Source organism: Rhodanobacter sp. DHG33, from assembly GCF_014843005.1.
Classification (GTDB): Bacteria; Pseudomonadota; Gammaproteobacteria; order Xanthomonadales; family Rhodanobacteraceae; genus Rhodanobacter_A.
The window spans coordinates 14,776-33,632 of record NZ_JACYXM010000003.1 but is presented as its reverse complement, the minus strand read 5'-3'; the positions used below and the strand labels follow the sequence as shown (position 1 = coordinate 33,632).

The window sequence follows — 18,857 nt, the reverse complement described above, 5'->3', positions numbered from 1 at the left end:
GACCTTTGGCAGGGGAGTCGCATGCGCCGCGGGACTAGCATGGGAGAGACATGCTCGCGCCACGTCCGCCGCGCGGGCCGTTGCCCAAGGGAGAATCCATTGAAAGTCTCACGTCTTGCTTCCGCCATCGTCGCCGGTGCCATTGGCCTGGTCAGCCTCAACGTGCTCGCCGATGACGTACCGCCGCCCAAGGACGTGGCTTATCCGGGCACGCTGCAGATCAGCGTGGATGCCACCGACCTCGCGCACCGCATCTTCCGCGTGCACGAAGTGATTCCCGCGCAGGCCGGTGCGCTGACCCTGCTCTACCCGCAGTGGCTGCCCGGCAACCATTCGCCCAGCGGTCCTATCGACAAGTTCGCCGGCCTGGTGGTGAAGGCCAACGGCCAGGTGATTCCGTGGGTGCGCGATCCGCTCAACGTCTACGCCTTCCACGTCGACGTGCCGCAGGGCGCGAGCAGCGTTGAGGTGGATTTCCAGTACCTCACGCCGCAGAACAACCGCCAGGGTCGCGTGGTGATGACCCCGGAAATGCTGGACCTGCAGTGGAATGCCAACACGGTATATCCGGCCGGCTACTACACGCGCCAGATCAAGGTCGATGCCAGCGCCAAGTTCCCCGTGGGCTGGCAGTTCGGCACCGCGCTGGAAACGGCCTCGCACGACGGCGACACCGTGCACTTCAAGACCACCACCTTCAACACCCTGGTGGACTCGCCGATCTACGCCGGCAAGTACTTCAAGCGCCTCGATCTCGATCCGGGCGCGAAGGCCGGCGTGCACATGGACATCGTGGCCGACGATCCGAAGTACCTCGAGATCAAGCCGGAGCAGGAAAAACCGTTCCACAACCTGGTGCAGCAGATGTACAAGCTGTACGGCGCGCACCACTACGACCACTACGACTTCCTGGTCTCGCTCAGCGACAAGATGGGCGGCGAAGGCCTCGAGCACCACCAGTCCAGCGAGGACGGCACGGGTGCCGACTTCTTCTCCGCGTGGGAGAAGAACGCGCTGGGCCGCGATCTGTTCTCGCACGAGTACAACCACTCCTGGGACGGCAAGTACCGCCGCCCGGCCGACCTGTGGACGCCGAACTTCAATGTGCCGATGCAGGACTCGTTGCTGTGGGTATACGAAGGCCAGACCCAGTTCTGGGGCCAGGTGATGGCTTCGCGCTCCGGCCTGTGGAACGACGAGCAGGCGCACGACATGTGGGCCTACGTGGCCGCTACCTACGACAAGGGCCGCCCCGGCCTCGCCTCGTGGCGCAACGTGCAGGACACCACCAACGACCCCATCATCGCCCAGCGCGCGCCGCTGCCCTACCGCAACTACCAGAGCAGCGAGGACTACTACAGCGCGGGCCAGCTGATCTGGCTGGACGTGGATGGCAAGCTGCGTGACATGAGCGGCGGCAAGAAGAGCATCGACGATTTCGCCAAGGCCTTCTTCGGCATGGACAACGGCAGCTTCGTCACCAACACCTACACCTTCGCGGATGTGGTGAAGACGCTCAACGATATCCAGCCCTACGACTGGGCGAAGTACCTGCGCGAGCGTCTCGACGGCCACGGCCCGCTGATCGGCGGCTTCGAAGCGCACGGCTGGAAGCTCGTCTACACCGACAAGCCCAGCGCCGCGGTGAAGGCCATGGAAGCGCGCCGCCACTTCGCCGACCTCACCTACTCGCTGGGCGTGTCGGTGGGCAAGGGCGGCCAGATCGGCGACGTGCTGTGGGACGGTCCCGCCTTCAAGGCCGGCCTGGCACCCAGCATGACCATCGTCGCCGTCAACGGCCGCGACTTCGATCCGGACGATCTGAAGGATGTCGTCACCGCTGCCGCGAAGGACAAGAGCCAGCAGATCCAGCTGCTGGTGAAGGACTTCGACCAGTACAAGACGATCAACATCGACTACCACGACGGGTTGAAGTACCCGCACCTCGTGCGCGATACCAGCAAGCCCGACACCTTGAGCGTGCTGTTCAAGGCGCGCTGAGCGCTTTGTTGCCTTCCGCGCTGGCAGACGCCGGGAAAGGCCAGGGACGGCCTCGTTTCGAGCGGGCTAACAGGCTGAAAAAAAGGGGCTCCCGATCGGGAGCCCCTTTTCTGCATGAGCACGACGTCCATCTCCGCTATACTGCCCGTCCGCCGTGCGTCGTCATGACCATGCGCGGCCCTGCAACACCACGCGCCCGTAGCTCAGCCGGATAGAGTAGTGGCTTCCGAAGCCATTGGTCGGGGGTTCGAATCCCTCCGGGCGCGCCATCTCGTAATCCAAAGAAATCCATAGCTGTCCATAAGCCACTGATATCAGTGGTTTTTTGTTGTCTATTTGTCCATGGAAATCCAGGGTGATCCCTTGAAATCCAAGCTTGCTGGGGGCATACATGGGGGTGACGACCCCAAACCACATTGGATGCCCCCAATGCCTTTGAGCGATCTAGCCATCCGGAAAGCACGCCCCGCTGACAAGCCATTGAGGCTCTTCGATGGTGGTGGGCTCTACCTTGAAGTGACTCCGTCGGGAAGCAAGCTATGGCGGTGGAAGTACCGTTTCGGTGGTAAGGAGAAGCGGCTCGCGTTGGGCTCGTATCCGGAAACCAGTCTTGCTGAAGCGCGCGAGAAGCACTTCGAGGCTCGCAAAAAACTCAGTTCGGGCATTGATCCAGGATTACAGCGCAAGGTGGAGAAATTTCTGAAGAGCGAAGGCGGTGGAAACACTTTCGGCGTGATTGCTTTGGAGATGCTGGCGCTGCGATCAAAGAAGAATGCCGCGTCCACGGTCGAGCGTAATCAACGAATCGTCGAAAAGGATCTGAATCCGCTCATCGGAGGCAGGCCGATTGATGAGCTGACGGCACCGGAGATTCTGATTCCCCTGCGCAAGCTGGAAAGGCGTGGTGCAGTGGAGACGGCGCATCGCGCACGCGGCCTGATTTCGATGGTGTTTCGCTATGCCATTGCTACGGGCCGAGCGACGAAGAATCCAACGGCTGATCTGGTGGGCGCACTTGAATCCCCCAAGACGGAGCACTTCGCAAGCCTCACTGAACCCGATCAGGTTGCACCATTGCTGCGCGCGTTGTGGGGTTATGAAGGGAGCATCATCGTGCAATCTGCACTGAAGTTTGCCCCCTTGACGTTTTCACGTCCTGGTGAGTTGCGTACCGCCCGCTGGGCTGACATCAATCTGGAGACTGGGGAATGGCGCTACATAGCCACCAAAACCGGCACGCCGCACATCGTTCCGTTACCCACTCAGGCACTGGAAGTTCTGCGCGAACTCGAACCCTATACCGGGCGCGGTGAATACGTGTTTCCGAGTACGCGCGGCAAGGGGCGTCCCATGAGTGAAAACACCATCAATGCGTCCATGCGGAGGATGGGATTCGACTCGAAGACGATGACCGGGCATGGCTTCCGAGCGATGGCGCGAACCATTTTGGATGAGGTTCTGGGCTTTCGCCCCGACTACATCGAGCACCAGTTGGCACACGCCGTGCGTGACCCAAATGGGCGAGCTTATAACCGCACAGCGCACCTGCCTGAGCGCCGTAAGATGATGCAGGCATGGGCGGATTACTTGGACAGCTTGCGCCTTGGCGCCAAGATTGTCCGCTTTGATCGACAGTCAGCCTAGTTGTTCGATTCCACCGCATTTCAAATCCATATCACCCTGATGAGTAGAGATGTTCTCTGCTCCTTCTGCATGGGCTTCCATGCGGAAGCCAATTCCGTAAGGAGTCATGGTGATGTTCAACAACGCATGGATTGGTTACCCCTGTCCGTCGCTCCTCGAATGCCTCGCCGTCTTCGCAGTCATCTTTTTGGCTGGCGTCTTGTGGTCATGGGGCCTGCGACTGTATGTGGCCAGGCGCTTGAAGGAGGACACCGATGCATGAAGTACTGCTGGATGATGAGTGCGGTGGTGAGCTCATAGAGCTCACGCCACGCTGTCCAAAGTGTCGATCACCGCGTGTCGAGTCGCGTCATCTGGCGCGGCGCTTCGGCGGCGCGATCGGTGCCATCGTAGGAACGACTGGTGGTGTCGCCGCAGCTTTGGCAGGAGCCGAGATCGGTTTTCTGGGCGGCCCCATTGGAGCGTTGCTTGGAGTAACGGCTGGCGTGGTTATCGATGGCATTGTGGGTGGCGCTGCCGGATGTGCAGCCGGTTCGCGACTGGGTGATGGCATCGACCGAAACATCCTGCACAACCGTCTATGCCGCGACTGCGGACACGCCTTCAGCGACCGAGCCTGACGGCGCGTTGCCTTAACTTTCCCTTCTCTCTCTTGCGCTCATGTCGCCCTGGCCTCGGCTCATCGCCGAGGCCAGGGCGTTTATGCGTCTATTAATAAGGAGTGTGTCATGCATCTGGTTCAATCCATGGCCTACACGGGAAGAATCCCGTGGCATGGCCTCGGCACGAAGCTTGAAGCCCAACAGCCCATTGAAGTCTGGAGGGCCAACGCGGGCATGGACTGGCAGATCGAGGAATCCGAAGTCCACTACATCACCGGCAGCAACAACATCGGCGTCATCAATGCGTTCTCGGAGCAAAAGGTGCTTTACCGCTCCGACACCAAGGCACCACTGGCCGTGGTGAGCAAGCGCTTCCAGGTTGTCCAGCCAGGGGAGATCCTGGAGTTCTACCGCGACCTCACCGAAATCGGTGGCTTCGAACTGGAAACGGCGGGTGTGCTCCGCGAAGGCCGTAAGTTCTGGGCATTGGCACGTACCGGCCAGAGCGCCAGCTTGAAGGGGCACGACCGGGTAGATGGCTACCTGCTATTGGCCACGGCCTGCGACGGCACGTTGGCGACCACAGCGCAGTTCACCAGCGTCCGTGTCGTGTGCAGCAACACCTTGCAGATCGCGCTGGGTAACGCCAGTGGAGCCATCAAGGTGCCGCATCGGAGCCAGTTTGATCCCGCGGCAGTGAAACGTCAGCTCGGTATCACCGTGTCCGCGTGGGACGGCTTTGTGGAGCGCATGAAGGCATTGGTGGATCGCCCGCTCGACCCGGATTCGGTGGAAGGCCTGCTTCGCCGTGTATTGGTCTACGCGGGCCAGGATGGCAAGGCGCCGGTGGTCAACGAGCAGGCCGTAGCCAATGTCCGTGCCCTGTACGAGGGTGGTGGCCGCGGTGCTTTGCTGACTTCCAGCCGCGGCACGGCATGGGGCCTATTGAACGGCATCACCGAGTTCATCGATCACCACCGCCGGGCACGTAGCGACGATCACCGGCGCGATGCGGCGTGGTTTGGGCAGGGAGCCCAGATCAAGCAGCGGGCGTGGGATGAGGTGATGAAGCTAGCGGCGTGAAGGGAAACACGCCTTAGCTGGCAGAAGCCTGAGGCGTCGACCGGTTTGGGCGACGCCTCAGGGCTTGGAAGGGACCTTTTTCGGCTTCGATCTGGATGCTGGTGGCGCCAGTGGGGGAAGGACTTCCAGCGTCTCGTCTAGGCGTCGCGCAAAGTCAGCAAAGGTAGTTCCACAAGCTTGGCACCACTCCCGGAGCTGCAGAGCGTCCAATCGCCGGGCGCCTAATTCGCAATCGCTCACGAAAGTCTGTGGTCGCCCTAGAACTTCCCCAAGGGAACCCTGCGACAGCTTGGCGCGTTGCCGGATCGCGCGCAGAAGCCTGCACACGATCTCGTATTCCGGCTTGTCGATGGACTTGGCTTTCGTCGAATTTGCTGTGGCTTTTGTCATTTGACCGCTCTTCCTGCTGCGGTCAAACAACTTATCCCTCTTTCAATGGCTCCTGATCTACAGGTTCATTTGTCTAAAGATGCGCGAAAAATAATAGTTTGGTAACCTGATCTTCAGGTACATAAGAGCAATCTTCGAGCGGCTTGGCCACCCCCTCTCCATTGTGCTGCCAGAGAAGGGATGAACAGGGAGCAGCACATCGCGACAGGGGATCCACATGAAAGCACTGCGCACCATCATCTGTGCCGGCTCGTCGGTTGTTGCTGGGGGTTTAGTCAGCAGCGACCAGGACAAGGCTATCGCGGCGGTTCAGGTGTGAAGTTGGGCTACCCCACCGATGCCTGATTGACCATCAGCCAAGTGTTCAACCGGCGCAAGGTCTACACCCCGTTCAACTGAAACGACGTCGAGTCGGGCTTCGGCCTGACTGTCGTCGAGCATCGCTGTGCACTCGATTTACCTCAACCCAACCTAAAGAGAGACTACGTATGGAACCACTATCAAAGATTTGGTCGCAAATGACCGGCATGCAGAAGCTCGGTACTGCACGCTGCTTCATCGTCATGCCCCTGCTGCTCTTGTCGTTTACGCTGAGTAGTTCGTTCTGGATGTTTCTCGCGCCCGTCATCCTGCCGTGGTGTATGTACATCGCGTACAACCACGGAAGAAACAGCCACAGCTTGCAAGCGGTCAATGGCTTCCAACAGGCAGCAATCAAGCCGGTGTTTCTTGGCATGACCACCAAGCTCTGGTACATCGCCGGGGCTGTCGCTGGTGTCGTCATGATCGTCGGCATCATGGTGACGTATCCCGATGACAGCAGCGCACCTGCTACCACGGCGCTGTACTTCGCGGTCTTCTGCAGCTTCTTCTGCTGCAGCTTCCTGACCCGTGCTGGTCTTCGCATGGGGTGGAGCAGCGTGATCGAGTGCGATCCGGGCACAGATGCGGCGCAGGTCGTGCGTCTGGTCAACCCGGACGCTGTGAAGCGTCAGCAGTTGATCTACACCCTGGCAGGGTTAGTGGTGCTGCTCGGTGCCTTGTCGAGCCTGTCTAGGACTTATCCGCTATGGGCGAATGGCAGCGGCAGTTCATCGGCTCTGACTTCTGATGAGGAAGGGCTTCGCAACGCACTGGGCAACTAAATCCACTTCGCGCTCCGAGCCAGAAATGGCTCGGAACGCGAGATATGTGTGCGACCACCACTATCTGGCAGGGGCTTATCGTGAAACGTACTAACCATTTTCTTCTTGCAATAATGACTTGTACCGCCATGCTTGCTCTCACCGGATGCGGTGACGACAAGCAGATCACCGAGGTCAAGGCGCTACCTTTCAGCTACAGCAACCTCACTAACGGCCCCGACATGACCGTCGACCAGGCGTTGGACAATCGGAAGGTGTGCGGTTCAGTGAAATGGACAACATCTCAAGACGACCATAAGCGAACCGTCGTCGAATACGACTGCAACTACAAAGGCATCGACGACTCGATGTTCGTCAAGAACGGCATGGACGCCGTTTCGGCAGGGGATGTCTGGCAGTGGACTTACGGCGCCGACGGCACGCCGTCCTTGACGGGTGTTGGCCTTGTCATCCGTCATAAGGACCGTACCGCCACCACGACGAACTACGGCGCCCTCGCGGTAGATGTGCTCTCAAGCACAATCGTCGACAACAAGTTCACCAACTTCGACCAAGCCTATTCGTATCTGATGAACAGGCGCATTCCTGGCCCCCCGGAAGCGACCAAACCGATTCGGGCAATTCCGGACACGACCTACGGCAACCAGTTGGCCCAGTTCTATCCAGACCAACCACCGCTTCACGCCGCCTTGCGCGCCTACCTGCAGAGGGGAATGCCCCAATCGACGAAATCGTTCGGCATAGATTCCGCAGGTTATCTCGTCTTGGAAGACACTCCCGAAACCAGAGCCTTGGTTTATTCGGTTGATCCGGCCGATGTTCAAAACGGTTTCAAGGTTGATCCGTCCATCGTTCCTGAAATCCTCCGACACTCGCTAAACAACATTGGGGCGAACAAGATCTTTTGCCTGAACGACTACTGCTACGACGGCGGTGCTCGTCTCGTTGGAAAGGCCACTCAAGAAGTCATAGCCAAAGAAGATAGCCGCATTAACAGCTACAGCCAGATCATGCTGGACAACTGGGTAGCACAGCCCGAACTGACGCAACAAATGGTGTTGTCCACCAGTCAACTAGAAACAACCTACGGCAATAAGCTGGCTCAACTCTTCCCGGGTAAGACACCGCAAGATGCAGCGGAGACCGCTTACCATCAAAAAGGACTGGCTGGACATGTGGGTTCATATGGCATGGACTCACTGGGTTATCTCACGCTGTTCGACCACCCTGACATTAGGCAGTATCTGTTTCCGGTTGATCCGACAGACGTTCAGATTGCTGTGAAAGCAGTCCAGCCCAACATGAGCGGTAATTTCATTCATGCGCCGGCTTCGCTTCCGGGTAACAAGCTCATCTGCCTGAGTGACCTCTGCTATGACAGGTCGGGTTATCTTGTTGGAAAAGCCACTCCAGACGTCATGGCCAAGGAAGCCACGGTGGTGTCCATCGACAAGTTTGGCGACATACAGGAGTCCGCTCAGACTCAACAACCGGTGCAAGCTCCTAGTCAGCAGACGATGCAGCAAGCAGCCCAGCTGGATGTAACTGCACAAGCATCGGCCGCCCAGTCTCCCACCGGTTCAAGCAACGATGGTTGGCCTGCCCAGACTCCGTGTCTCCAGAAGCTGGAAGACGCCGCTCGCAAGCAAGCCGATGCGCAAGGCCTCGATGACACGATCAGCATCGACGCAGCAAGGGAAATGGCCAATACCTGCAAGACACTGGGACAGTAGGTGATGATGTCCTCTCCTCCCCGTGCGGGGAGGGGAGGACATCCATTGGTCATATAAATTTTTGAAGTACTAAAACGCCATAGTACGCGCGCCGTCCCTTGCTGCCGTTGCCATCCATTGGCCCCCTCCTCGTGGCCAGCCTACAGGCGGTCTAGAATGATCCGCGTGTAGAAACGCGTACTGTCTGCACCAAATGCGATGACGACTGGGGTTGAAAATGAATTGGATGACCTTCGTTGTGGGGGTGCTCAGGGCCATTGCCTGGCCAGCGACCCTCCTCCTTTTGGTGTTCGCGCTCCGGAGGCAAATCCGAGATCTCATTCCCTTGCTTCGCAAGCTGAAGGTTAAGGAATTCGAGCTGGAGTTTGCGCACGAAATCGCCCAAATTAATGTTGGTGCGCGCGCAGGGACAGTAGCAGAAGCTTCTGGGGCAATTCCGTCAACGGAAACGTCGACCACTCCCCTGAAAAGCTCATTTGACGGAGACGTCATCAAGGTCGATGAAATAGGACTTTCGGCTGACGCGTCGGATCGCGAAAAGGTGGTTAGGCGGCTAGCGCAAATATCGCCGCGGGCCGCCATTTTGGAAGCCTGGGTCGAAGTCGAGGCGGCCGCGTCCACAGCAGCCGCGTCCTTCTGGCTGCCAGGCAATCACCCGGAAGTCTTTCGTACGATGAATCGCCTTGGGGAATACCTACTCCAGTGCAAGGTCATCGACGCGGGGCAGCTCGTTGCCTTCAATAAGCTCAGAGAGCTCCGTAACAAGGCAGCTCACGCCGAGGAACTGAACCTTGGCGTCGGTGACGCGGACAAGTACGTTGATCTCGCGTTCGCCCTCGCCGATCACATTCGAACTGCCGCCAAATAGGCCATACGCGACGGTGGGTCGAGATTTCAGAGCCGCCTAGTCGCCTACTCTTGAACCACAGCGAGGGCAAGCAGAGTGACAGACAATTCAAATCAAGTGCTGTCAGCCTCCCTGTTACGTGTGCTGACTCTGGATGGAGGCGGTGCCAAGGGCTTCTACACCTTGGGAGTTCTCAAGGAAATCGAGGCCATGGTCGGGTGCCCGTTGTATCAAAAGTTCGATCTGGTCTTCGGCACTAGTACAGGCGCGATCATCGCATCGTTAATTGCGCTTGGTTACAGCATTGACGCGATTCTGAACCTCTACCGCTCACACGTTCCCACCGTGATGTCGCAGAAGGACGCGTCAGCGCGATCGGCCGCATTGAAAAAGCTGGCTAATGAGATCTTTGTGAATGCGAGCTTCAGTGACGTCAAGACCGGCATCGGCGTCATTACCGCCAAGTGGCTGACCGAGCGACCAATGATCTTTAAAGGCAGTGTGGCGCAGGCGCACGGCCGAGTTGGTACTTTTGTACCGGGCTTCGGCGTGAGCGTTGCAGATGCCGTCCGAGCATCGTGCTCGGCGTATCCCTTTTTTGCGCGCACGATCATCACTACAGCCACGGGGGAGGAGATTGAGTTGGTCGACGGTGGTTACTGCGCAAACAATCCAACGCTCTATGCGATCGCCGATGCAGTGCGTGCGCTTGGCTTTGCGCACGAAGATATCCGGCTTGTAAGTGTCGGTGTCGGTGTCTATCCGGAACCCAAACCGAAGCTCCTGATGCGGCTGGCGAAGAAATACCTCATCAGTGTCCAGTTGCTGCAGAAGACGTTGGAGATCAACACCCAGTCGATGGATCAACTTTGCAGTATTTTATTCCACGACGTGCCCACCGTCCGCATTAGCGACACTTATGTCGCGCCGGAAATGGCCACGGATCTGCTTGAGCATGACCTCAAGAAGCTGGACATCCTGTTTCAACGTGGGCGCGAATCGTTTGCCTCGCGAGAGAAAATCCTTCGCGAGTACTTAATGTAGTCAAAGGGGGGAATATGGCTATACCAGAGGCGCAACTCGAAACCTGGTCACACCAAGGATCGATCAGTCAATCGAGCACCACCTACCATTTGATCAAGAATGTTCTTGAAGCCAACGCCACGCCTTACTCAGGCAAGAACTTCGAAGTGTTTCTTCAAGGCTCCTACGGAAACGACACGAACATCTATGCCGAGAGCGACGTCGATATCGTTATCTGTCTTAACGATTGCTACGAGCGCGACCTAAGCCGGCTAACCGACGCAGAAAGGGCTGCCTATATATCCGTGGTTTCCAGTGCGACCTATGGGCACGTGCACTTTAAGCGGGATGTTACTTCGGTACTCACGCGGCAATACGGGAACACCGTCAACGTGGGTGACAAAGCGATCGCCATTGAGGCAGGTGCTACACGTCGAAAGGCCGACGTCATCGCGGCGATCCAGTTCCGAGAGTATTTCAAATTCCGCTCGGCGGCTGATTCCGACTATGCCGAAGGGATCTGTTTCTACAACAGCAAGGGCGAGCGCATTGCGAACTATCCGAAGCAGCACTCGGCGAACCTAACCACAAAGCACCAAATGACGTCCGAGCGGCTCAAGCCAATGGCGCGGATCTTCAAAAACATGCGCAGCCGAATGGTGGGTGCCGGCATCATCAAAGACGGCGTGGCCCCTTCGTACTACCTCGAAGGACTGTTGTACAACGTACCGAATGAGAAGTTCGCGTCCAACTACCGAACCAGCGTAGTCAACGTTCTGAATTGGTATCGGAACGAAGCGTCGAAAGCCCATTTGCTATGCGCGAACGAGCGGTACTATTTGCTGCGAGATGGTCAGCATACGTGCTGGACGCAGGCGAACTGCGATGCCTTCGTAGAGGGCGCCGTTGAACTCTGGAACGGATGGTAAATGCGTGCCCATAAGTGGCCGCTCGGACGCAGGAAATCCAATCGTGGGCGTCGTGATGAGGCGCTCGTCGGTACGAAGGGAAATTCCAGTCTTGCGCCGCACATGCTCGATGATGGGGGCGCCCGTGCACATGTTGCATTGGAAAGTCGTGACGGCATTCTTAAGGTCAATCGACATCCGCTTTGGTGCCACAGATCATGATCAAGCCTGACCCTTTGGGCACGCTCGGCGAACAAAAATTTGGAGGCTGGTGTGCGGAAGAAGAACTGACCTTCAGTAAATCCACCTGGGATCGAGCCGGCTGGGATTTCATCTTGGACTTTGAAATGCCCACCGAGCGGGAAACGCTCGATCGCCGACCCGGAGCCCATACGTGTCGCGTTCAAGTCAAGACGATCGGTCACACGAAGAACCGAGTCCGTTTGCGGCTCGACATGGCGGAGCGCCTTGCCAAAGACCCAGGTCCATCGTTCGTCGTTGGGATTCGCATCGATGATGCCAACCAGGTAGTCGCGCTTCACGTGCTTCCTATGTCGGACGATCGGCTTGCCGCGGTTCTAAAGCGGCTACGGAAGGCGAGCCTCGACAATACGGGGCCCATCTCAAAGAAATTCATTACCTTCCCACTAGGGCGAGCCACTCGAATTGAAGCCTCTGGTCGGGCCATGAAGTCGGCCTTCCTGAATCACGTCGGCCCCAGTCTTCAGGCCTACATCCTGCGGAAGCGGGATCAACTCAGTACGTTGGGTTTTGAGGAGCGGCCGATTGGAGGGACCTTCACGATATCCCCGACGCTGCAGGGCGACCTAGAAAGGATGTTCTTGGGGCTCGAGGGGCGTGTGGCCGTGGACTCAATGGAGATCACCGAAACGCGGTTCGGTTTGACAGAAGTGACGTCGGAGGCGCATTCGGCCCTGATCTCTGTGAAGCCGCAACCGTTTGACACGTGCACGATCACAGTTCGCCCGCTCGGCGGATCACCGTTGACGTTTGAGGGCGACATTTACCTTACACCGCCAGGCTTGGAGAAGAGGCTGCGAGTTCAATTGAAGCTCTTCGACCTAACAGCGTCGGTCGCGCATTCCAACCAGATTCATTTTTCTTTTGACCTGACGAACAAGGCGGCCGCACCCAACGAGTGGCTGAAGCTTTGGTTGGCTCTCAGGGCCCTAAAGGAATGCGGGACACTCGTTGAGTTGGTCGCCACTACACAGCCGCTTCGCACGGAGATGTGGCCTGACGGATTGGCTGCAGACCTTGATTTGGACGGACTCGAGTGGGCATGCGAGATGGCTGGCGTGCTCGAACGAATCGCACAACGCGCCGCTTGGCCGCCAACCGTGGAAATATCATGGCAACATGTCTTGGATATCAAGCGGTGGCTTGATTTGATCGATCGTCTCACCTCGGGTGTGTTGACCTCTTGGCGGTATTGGGCAACGTCGGATGTAATGCTTCCGCCGTCTCTCCCCGTCGAGGCAGTCTTCGTTTGCTACGTTCCAGTCGACAAGCATCTCCTCGTATCCAGCGCCACGACCACGATGGCTTGTGCGTCGTCCGATGGAAGGATCACGGTCACTCTCGAGAACATTCAGAGTCGGCACGCGGCAGTGTTGGCGTCCCATCAAGAGCTCGATGCCTTTGTTGAGCGCTTCAAGACGCGCGAAGGCCTAACGTATCAATGCGTCATCGGCCCTGGATCCGAGACTGAGGATCCATCTGCCGACACTTTGCCACTTGGCAAGAACGGTCAATGACCGGAGGCGTATACCTTGGCGCAAGTTAGGCTGGCCCCAAGGACGAGAAAATCCGCTCGCAATGTGTGATTTATATCGTGACGGTGGCAGGTACCGCGGACGTGGAAGCACACATCTTCCGGTATCAGAGAGGCTCGCATCTGCCGCCGTGTTGGGTAGTCGACGATGGGCGGACACTTGCCCTCGAGGACTTGTTGGCAACGCGGGTGTCTGCGCCACGACACTTAGCCAGTAGCTTGTGATGACCATACTAACCTATGGATGTGTTTCACTGCGGGCGCTCGGCCAAAGGATCGATCACCGTCAGCGACATCGTCCCCGTTAGGAACCATCGACCCATCCATCAATGCGCTCACCAGTAATTTTCTACATAGGTGTCCTTAGGACTATGGACAGGAATGAATTGCTTCGATGGGTGCGGGGTGGTGACATCAGTGCACTTCTTCTTGGACTTGCTGGTGGGTTGAGAAGCCTACGTCCACCATACGTTTCTCGACTGAAGTGATGATGTAAGAATAATTTGGCCGTCTAGGTAGCCAGTGAGGCATTGCCTCGCTGGCTTTTTTGTTGCTCGCGAGAAGGAAATGACCATGAAACAGTTGCACTTCGACATCGTGTCGAAGGCACGCGGTACGACGGCTGATCACATCAGGTACATCATGCGAAAGGGTGAGTTCGCCGAACGGGATGACTTTGTTGGGTGGAACTACGGCAATATGCCGAGCTGGGCATGGCCGGACCCCGAGGCTTTCTTCTTGACCTCGGACAAGTACGAGCGCGTGAACAGTCCCGCATTCATCGCTGTCACCTTCAGCTTGCCAAATTGCTTGAGCACAGAACAGAACGTTCGGTTGGCATCGAAGATCATGGATGCGGTTGCAAGAGGTATGCCGTACATGTTCGCGGTCCACGAAGTCACCGCGTTCCAATCGGGGGTTCGACATCCGCATGTGCATGGGATGTTGTCCGGCAGAGTGGATGATGGGGTTGACCGCTCGCCGGAGCAGACATTTCGTCGCTACAACAACAAGCACCCGGCAAGGGGTGGATGCAAGAAGGTCGGGTGTGGGATACGTCCTGCCGAGATCAAGAACTCCACCATCGAGATGCGCCGCATCATCGCCGAGACGATCAACGATGAACTATACGCGTATGGCTTCGATGACCGGGTTGACCATCGCCCCCTTCGGGAGCAGGGGATTGCCCGGGAACCGGTTCCCTACATGCGGGCTTCCGAGTTTCGTGAAATGCGGGAAAGCCAGTCGGGGTGCGCCCACAACCGGAAGCATCATCCGGAAGGTGGCGCCCCGTGGATGCCTCCGGAACCGTGGAGTATCTGACTAGGGTGATTAATCCAGGTGGAGTCCTGCGCATCATTGATGGACTACCCCGTAGCCCGGATCCAGGTGAAGTCGATAGATGAGCGAACGTATACGGCATACCGAAGACAGGATGAAGCGCTATCGGGACGAACAACGCCTGTGTGGCCTGAACATCCAGCATGGATGTGCCTGCGCACGCACTTGGAAATATGTACACAGGGGACTCTGAAAGCTACTACAAGTACTACGTAGTACCTGTAGTAGGGGCCGGACGGACAAATATACGTATTGCGCGCCGTGGCGGAGCTTGGTGGCTAGGCCAACGCGAGTCTGATCCAACGGCCTTAGAGGCATTCTGCATGCGGCTATGGGAAATCGGTGCGCGCGTAGCTGCAGTTAGCCATCCACACCAGTCGACCGTGATCAGCTCACCGGCACCCTGATCCGGGCGGGTTTGCGCGGTCAATCATCCCGATAGCCTGGACACGAAATCCACTGTAGCCTGACCGAGGGTTCCGGCGACTTGTTGGTTTCAATGCGTTTGATGCCGAACAAGACGGGGAGAGGGGTGCTGGCCGTGAACAGCCCAATGGCTGTTCACGGCCAGGATGGCGAATCACTACAGAGTGTTGAAGTGCATCGGATTAAGCCAGATACAGCGCTTGCCAAGGAACGAGAAGTGGTATTCGATGACGCCATCCTGGGCCAGCATGTCGAGCAGCGGATCGAGCTCCTCACGTTCGATATTGTGGAACTGCATGATCCAGCGCGTGGGGATCAGCTCCTCCTGACCACGATCCGCGTGGTTAGCATGCTTGCGGTTAACGAAACACTTGTCGTGCAAGAAATCGACAAGCCTTTTGAGCTTGTACTGCATAGGCTCGGTGACCAGGATCTGCTTGGCTTGTTCGACGTACCAATCGGCAATGCGGATGGCGTTCATGAGGGTGTCCCTGGAGATGAGGGTGCCAGGTTGTTCGCTGAAGTAGTGAAAGATGGCCGCAATGCGCGCGACGTTGGACGGATGCTTGCGACCAAAGTCCTGCACCAGACCCCATTCATCACGGGATGCCATGCGCCGGTCGTTCTCGCGAAGCATCTCCATGAATGTCACCGTGGCCGCCTCGTCGAATTCGAGGGTGATAGGCTCGAAAGAGCTATCGGCAGTGAACTGTTCACAGCCTTCAAGCAAGACCGTCGATCGGGCGTTGAAGGCGTCCGTCTTCGGCAACGAAGGGTGGAGAATCGCAGGAACGGGATTGCGGCTAGACGGCGCTTTGGACAATAGGCCACGTCCAAACCAACCTGAAGCGCGTGCTTCATCACCCTTCTTCTTGATGAAGCGCGCAAGCGCGTCAGGGTGCGTCATCGCGCAATAGGTGGCCAGAGGCTCATTGGCGATGACCGTACGGTGCATGCGCTCGTAAGGCACGGTGGCGCCATCCCAGACCTGGTTGTGCATTTCCATGTCCTCGTCGGTCATCTTGCCGAAGAAATTGCGACCTTCGGGGGTGGCCAACAGGATGGATACGCGAGTACCGTCCAGCTCCTCCAAAAGCCTGGATGGCGAGATGTCTGCCTTCACCATGTTGATAGGCTTGGAGGCCGGAGAGTCGATGTCAGGCAGATTCCTAAGTGCCTGCTCGGCCTGCGCCAGCTCATCCGGATCTGCGCTCATGCCGCGACCGTAGATCTTCCCGACCTTGCCCAACAGGTTGCGCTGCTTGGCACGAAGCAGGAGGCGATCGTCGCTGCGCTCTTTTTTCTCCTGTTTGCGCTTTGCAATGCGGGCATGGCGGATGAGATGCATCGGCGCAAACAACCGGCCCGTCACGGGGGACTTGCCCGAACCCGTATCCGCGCCCGTATAGATGGCGAGCGTGGTGACGTGAGGTGCATCCATGTGTGGTGGCTTGACGCGAATCCACCACTGGCAGGCGGTGGACATGGCGGCCAGAATGGCCGCCATGATGACCTCGTCGGGAGCACGGATGATCCAACGCAGCTCCTGGAATACCTGATATGCAATCTCCGGAAGCACGAAGTCGGGACAGGTAAGGTTGCCGGGGATGGCGCCTTGAAGGCGACATCCAGTTTGCTTGTAATGGCCAATCGGTGGTGTCAGCGTGGAAACCGAGAAAGGCGGACGGAAGGTCACTGGGATGGAGTTCATTCCGTGACCTCCTCACTGCCGTCGATGCCATCGGCAGCATCGGAAGATGCTTCGGTATGGCCTGCCTCCTTGGCCTTCAGTGACTGCCGGCAGGTCACACAGCAGGTCCGTTCGCCACGTTCATCGCGCACGGTCAGCTCTGCCTTGTAGAGCTTGGTGAGCGTCGCGTGGTGAAGTTCCAGGCCCTTCAGCTTCAGCAGCTCCAGGATCTGGCGCTGTGAGGCGCCTCGGGCCATGGCGGCTACAACCCCGGGGTGAATCCGGCTGTACTTCAAGCGGAGCAGGGTTTCCTCGTCAGGCTGAAGGATGTCGAGCTGAAGGACGATGTCGTCGAGGAGGGCGTCAGAGGCGCCGGCAAATGCTTCAGCCATGGGCCTTCTCCGTGGACGCAGCCTGGCCATCAAGCCACGCTTCGATTTCATGCAGCCACCAGCGAGGCGACTTGCCGATGTAAAACGGGAGGGGCCAGGTCTCGTCGTATGCCGCATACTTGGAGTTCATGCGAGCGTAGATCTGGCTACGACTTTCACCGGTGATCTCCTTGACATCGGGCAAGCGAATGGCCTTGCGACTCACCTTCTGCTTGGCGGTCTCAATGAGGAGTTCAACGAGCTTCTGGTAAATGTCACTGAGCGTGACGTTCGGAAACGCGTTGCTCAGGGAATGATCGCGCGGTGCGCTGGCTTCGCCTAAAGCGACACGTGGGTGCAGGGAGATCGCCTGCGGAGAGATCTTGGAGCGTTTCATTACTATCCTTTCGTAACCGTTGAGGGACGTTGTCGATCGCATCGCGTCGCAACGGTTACGAACAATAGGCATGACGCTTAGACCGAACAAAAGGCCTGCGTGCAGACGGGTTGATATGGATTCGAGAAAGGAGTAGGCGCTGCTAGCGTGCTAGTGCGGTGCTGGCCGGATCCAAGGAAAGGCTCGCCAACCGGGGTCTACTCCGCTGGTTCGCCTTGTGACGCTTCTTCCTTCCGCATTATTTCCACCTCCATGGGACCGCCATGTTCCATGTAGTGGACCAGCCGCATGTAGCGCGTTACACCGGGATCAACCGCAGATGCCCAGACCTTCCGGCTGGTGTCCTCGCGTTTCGGCGCGCGCTTTTTTTGGTCGTAGATCGAAAATGCTTCAGCAATGTCTGGATGGGGTCCGTTGGGAGATGCCCATGCGTCAAGGAGGCCTCGGAACCTGTCTAATGCATCGCTTCCCGCTTTTCGATTGAGGGTCTTGGCATCGAGCTGCTCAAGGTCGGCAAGGACTGCCTTGTTCGAATAAATCAGCTTGATGACTTCATCCTTTGCATCTTCGATGGTTCGGATGGTTTGTTTTTTCTTTTGTTGTTCCCCGATGATCTCAAGAGTGACCAAAACTATCGCTCGTCGAAGTCCGACGGAATCCTCATGCTTTTTCTTCGCTGCTCTGGCGGTGAGTTCAGTGGTAGACGGCGTGGTGTTCATGCCAAGGTGGTAATATGCCGTGGCTATGAGGTGCCACACCCTGCCGGTATCTCCCTCTGCGCACAATCTCTCGGCCTCTTGCAGATAGATGGCGGAGATAAGCATGCCTCGATAGGCATACGGTTTCTTTTGCTTGAATGATTTCGTCGGGTCTAGGGCTCCGATGATGACCCGGTACCGCAACCATTCGACGTATGAGTGCGTGAGCGTTTCTTGGCGCTGCGACAAGAGAGCTTCGGCCTCATTCCAAAGTCGATGGACCTCGCGACTGTGTTCAAGGTTGTTCTGCGCCTGCTCCCACCAAAGGAGTCCACCGTCTCTGACCATTTGAAGAGGATCTACAGGGCGCTCCCCTTCATATTCGTAGAAGATGTGGGTTTTGGGAGCGCCTGTGTAGATGATCTCCAACTGATCTGTGGGGAACTCCTGAGACTCTTTTGTACTTTTCATAGGTGCACTTTTCGGATCTGGTTGTTGCTTGTACAAGCTGGGAAGCGTGCCAGCAGCATCACGCCGATTCCGGTGGCCATGCCACTGTCGGCTTGCACGAGCGAGTTGGTGTCAGCGGGAAATAAATGTCGGGAGCGGGGCGATTAGAGCAAGTTATCAAGGGTAGGGTAGAAGCCTGCTTCCGACTTGATGTTGCTGTTCCAGTCCGCACTTCCCGTTCAGTTATCCCTCTGGTTGTTAGCAAGGCACTAGATCAATATGTGCTTGTGACATTGATGTCCTAACGCCGCTT

The 18,857-nt window shown here is 57.5% G+C and carries 16 protein-coding genes and 1 tRNA gene; 12 read left to right on the top strand and 5 right to left on the bottom strand.

Annotated elements, in window-relative coordinates; genetic code table 11:
* Window positions 1-126 precede the first annotated feature (126 nt).
* The 5 genes from IHE46_RS06435 to IHE46_RS06415 all read left to right on the top strand — a co-directional run bounded on the left by IHE46_RS06435 (window position 127) and on the right by IHE46_RS06415 (window position 5,330).
* Window positions 127-2,001 (top strand): M61 family peptidase, encoded by a 1,875-nt coding sequence (locus IHE46_RS06435; RefSeq protein WP_343230000.1) that lies wholly within the window; start codon window positions 127-129, stop codon window positions 1,999-2,001.
* A 192-nt stretch (window positions 2,002-2,193) separates the two neighbouring features.
* Window positions 2,194-2,270 (top strand) — tRNA-Arg (locus IHE46_RS06430).
* A 160-nt stretch (window positions 2,271-2,430) separates the two neighbouring features.
* Window positions 2,431-3,645, top strand: coding sequence for an integrase arm-type DNA-binding domain-containing protein (locus IHE46_RS06425; protein WP_192163813.1), 1,215 nt, complete (start codon window positions 2,431-2,433; stop codon window positions 3,643-3,645).
* Window positions 3,646-3,899: 254 nt separating this feature from the next.
* Window positions 3,900-4,265 (top strand): hypothetical protein, encoded by a 366-nt coding sequence (locus IHE46_RS06420; protein ID WP_192163812.1) that lies wholly within the window; start codon window positions 3,900-3,902, stop codon window positions 4,263-4,265.
* Window positions 4,266-4,373: 108 nt separating this feature from the next.
* Complete coding sequence (locus IHE46_RS06415) at window positions 4,374-5,330, top strand: DUF932 domain-containing protein (protein ID WP_192163811.1); 957 nt, start codon at window positions 4,374-4,376, stop codon at window positions 5,328-5,330.
* Between the two features lie 57 nt (window positions 5,331-5,387).
* Here IHE46_RS06415 and IHE46_RS06410 read toward each other — a convergent pair whose 3' ends face one another.
* Window positions 5,388-5,720 (bottom strand): helix-turn-helix transcriptional regulator, encoded by a 333-nt coding sequence (locus IHE46_RS06410; protein ID WP_192163810.1) that lies wholly within the window; start codon window positions 5,718-5,720, stop codon window positions 5,388-5,390.
* Window positions 5,721-6,238: 518 nt separating this feature from the next.
* Here IHE46_RS06410 and IHE46_RS06405 point away from each other — a divergent pair.
* From IHE46_RS06405 to IHE46_RS06375, 7 genes are all read left to right on the top strand, one after another.
* The gene (locus IHE46_RS06405; RefSeq protein WP_192163809.1) at window positions 6,239-6,865 is read left to right on the top strand and encodes a hypothetical protein; all 627 of its coding nucleotides are present in this window, start codon (window positions 6,239-6,241) and stop codon (window positions 6,863-6,865) included.
* Window positions 6,866-6,909: 44 nt separating this feature from the next.
* On the top strand, window positions 6,910-8,598 hold the full coding sequence (locus tag IHE46_RS06400; protein ID WP_192163808.1) for a hypothetical protein: 1,689 nt from the start codon (window positions 6,910-6,912) through the stop codon (window positions 8,596-8,598).
* A 226-nt stretch (window positions 8,599-8,824) separates the two neighbouring features.
* Window positions 8,825-9,466 carry a hypothetical protein gene (locus IHE46_RS06395; protein WP_225562860.1) on the top strand — a complete coding sequence of 214 codons (642 nt, stop codon included), beginning with the start codon at window positions 8,825-8,827 and terminating at the stop codon, window positions 9,464-9,466.
* 75 nt (window positions 9,467-9,541) lie between these two features.
* Window positions 9,542-10,489, top strand: coding sequence for a patatin-like phospholipase family protein (locus IHE46_RS06390; RefSeq protein WP_192163806.1), 948 nt, complete (start codon window positions 9,542-9,544; stop codon window positions 10,487-10,489).
* A 14-nt stretch (window positions 10,490-10,503) separates the two neighbouring features.
* Complete coding sequence (locus IHE46_RS06385) at window positions 10,504-11,397, top strand: nucleotidyltransferase (RefSeq protein ID WP_192163805.1); 894 nt, start codon at window positions 10,504-10,506, stop codon at window positions 11,395-11,397.
* Between the two features lie 197 nt (window positions 11,398-11,594).
* Window positions 11,595-13,154 (top strand): hypothetical protein, encoded by a 1,560-nt coding sequence (locus IHE46_RS06380; RefSeq protein WP_192163804.1) that lies wholly within the window; start codon window positions 11,595-11,597, stop codon window positions 13,152-13,154.
* A 590-nt stretch (window positions 13,155-13,744) separates the two neighbouring features.
* Window positions 13,745-14,494 (top strand): MobA/MobL family protein, encoded by a 750-nt coding sequence (locus IHE46_RS06375; protein WP_192163803.1) that lies wholly within the window; start codon window positions 13,745-13,747, stop codon window positions 14,492-14,494.
* Between the two features lie 601 nt (window positions 14,495-15,095).
* Here the strand turns inward: IHE46_RS06375 and IHE46_RS06370 are convergent.
* From IHE46_RS06370 to IHE46_RS06355, 4 genes are all read right to left on the bottom strand, one after another.
* Window positions 15,096-16,649, bottom strand: a complete 1,554-nt coding sequence (locus tag IHE46_RS06370) for a DUF3987 domain-containing protein (RefSeq protein ID WP_192163802.1) — start codon at window positions 16,647-16,649, stop codon at window positions 15,096-15,098.
* Entirely contained in the window at window positions 16,646-17,020 is a 375-nt protein-coding gene (locus IHE46_RS06365; protein WP_192163801.1) for a hypothetical protein, read from the bottom strand. The genes IHE46_RS06370 and IHE46_RS06365 overlap by 4 nt, the downstream gene beginning before the upstream one ends.
* A complete protein-coding gene (locus IHE46_RS06360; protein ID WP_192163800.1) occupies window positions 17,013-17,396 on the bottom strand; it encodes an AlpA family phage regulatory protein in 384 nt (127 codons plus the stop codon). The genes IHE46_RS06365 and IHE46_RS06360 overlap by 8 nt, the downstream gene beginning before the upstream one ends.
* 197 nt (window positions 17,397-17,593) lie before the next feature.
* Window positions 17,594-18,601: a hypothetical protein gene (locus IHE46_RS06355; protein WP_192163799.1), complete on the bottom strand. Its 1,008-nt coding sequence runs from the start codon at window positions 18,599-18,601 to the stop codon at window positions 17,594-17,596.
* Window positions 18,602-18,857 lie beyond the last annotated feature (256 nt).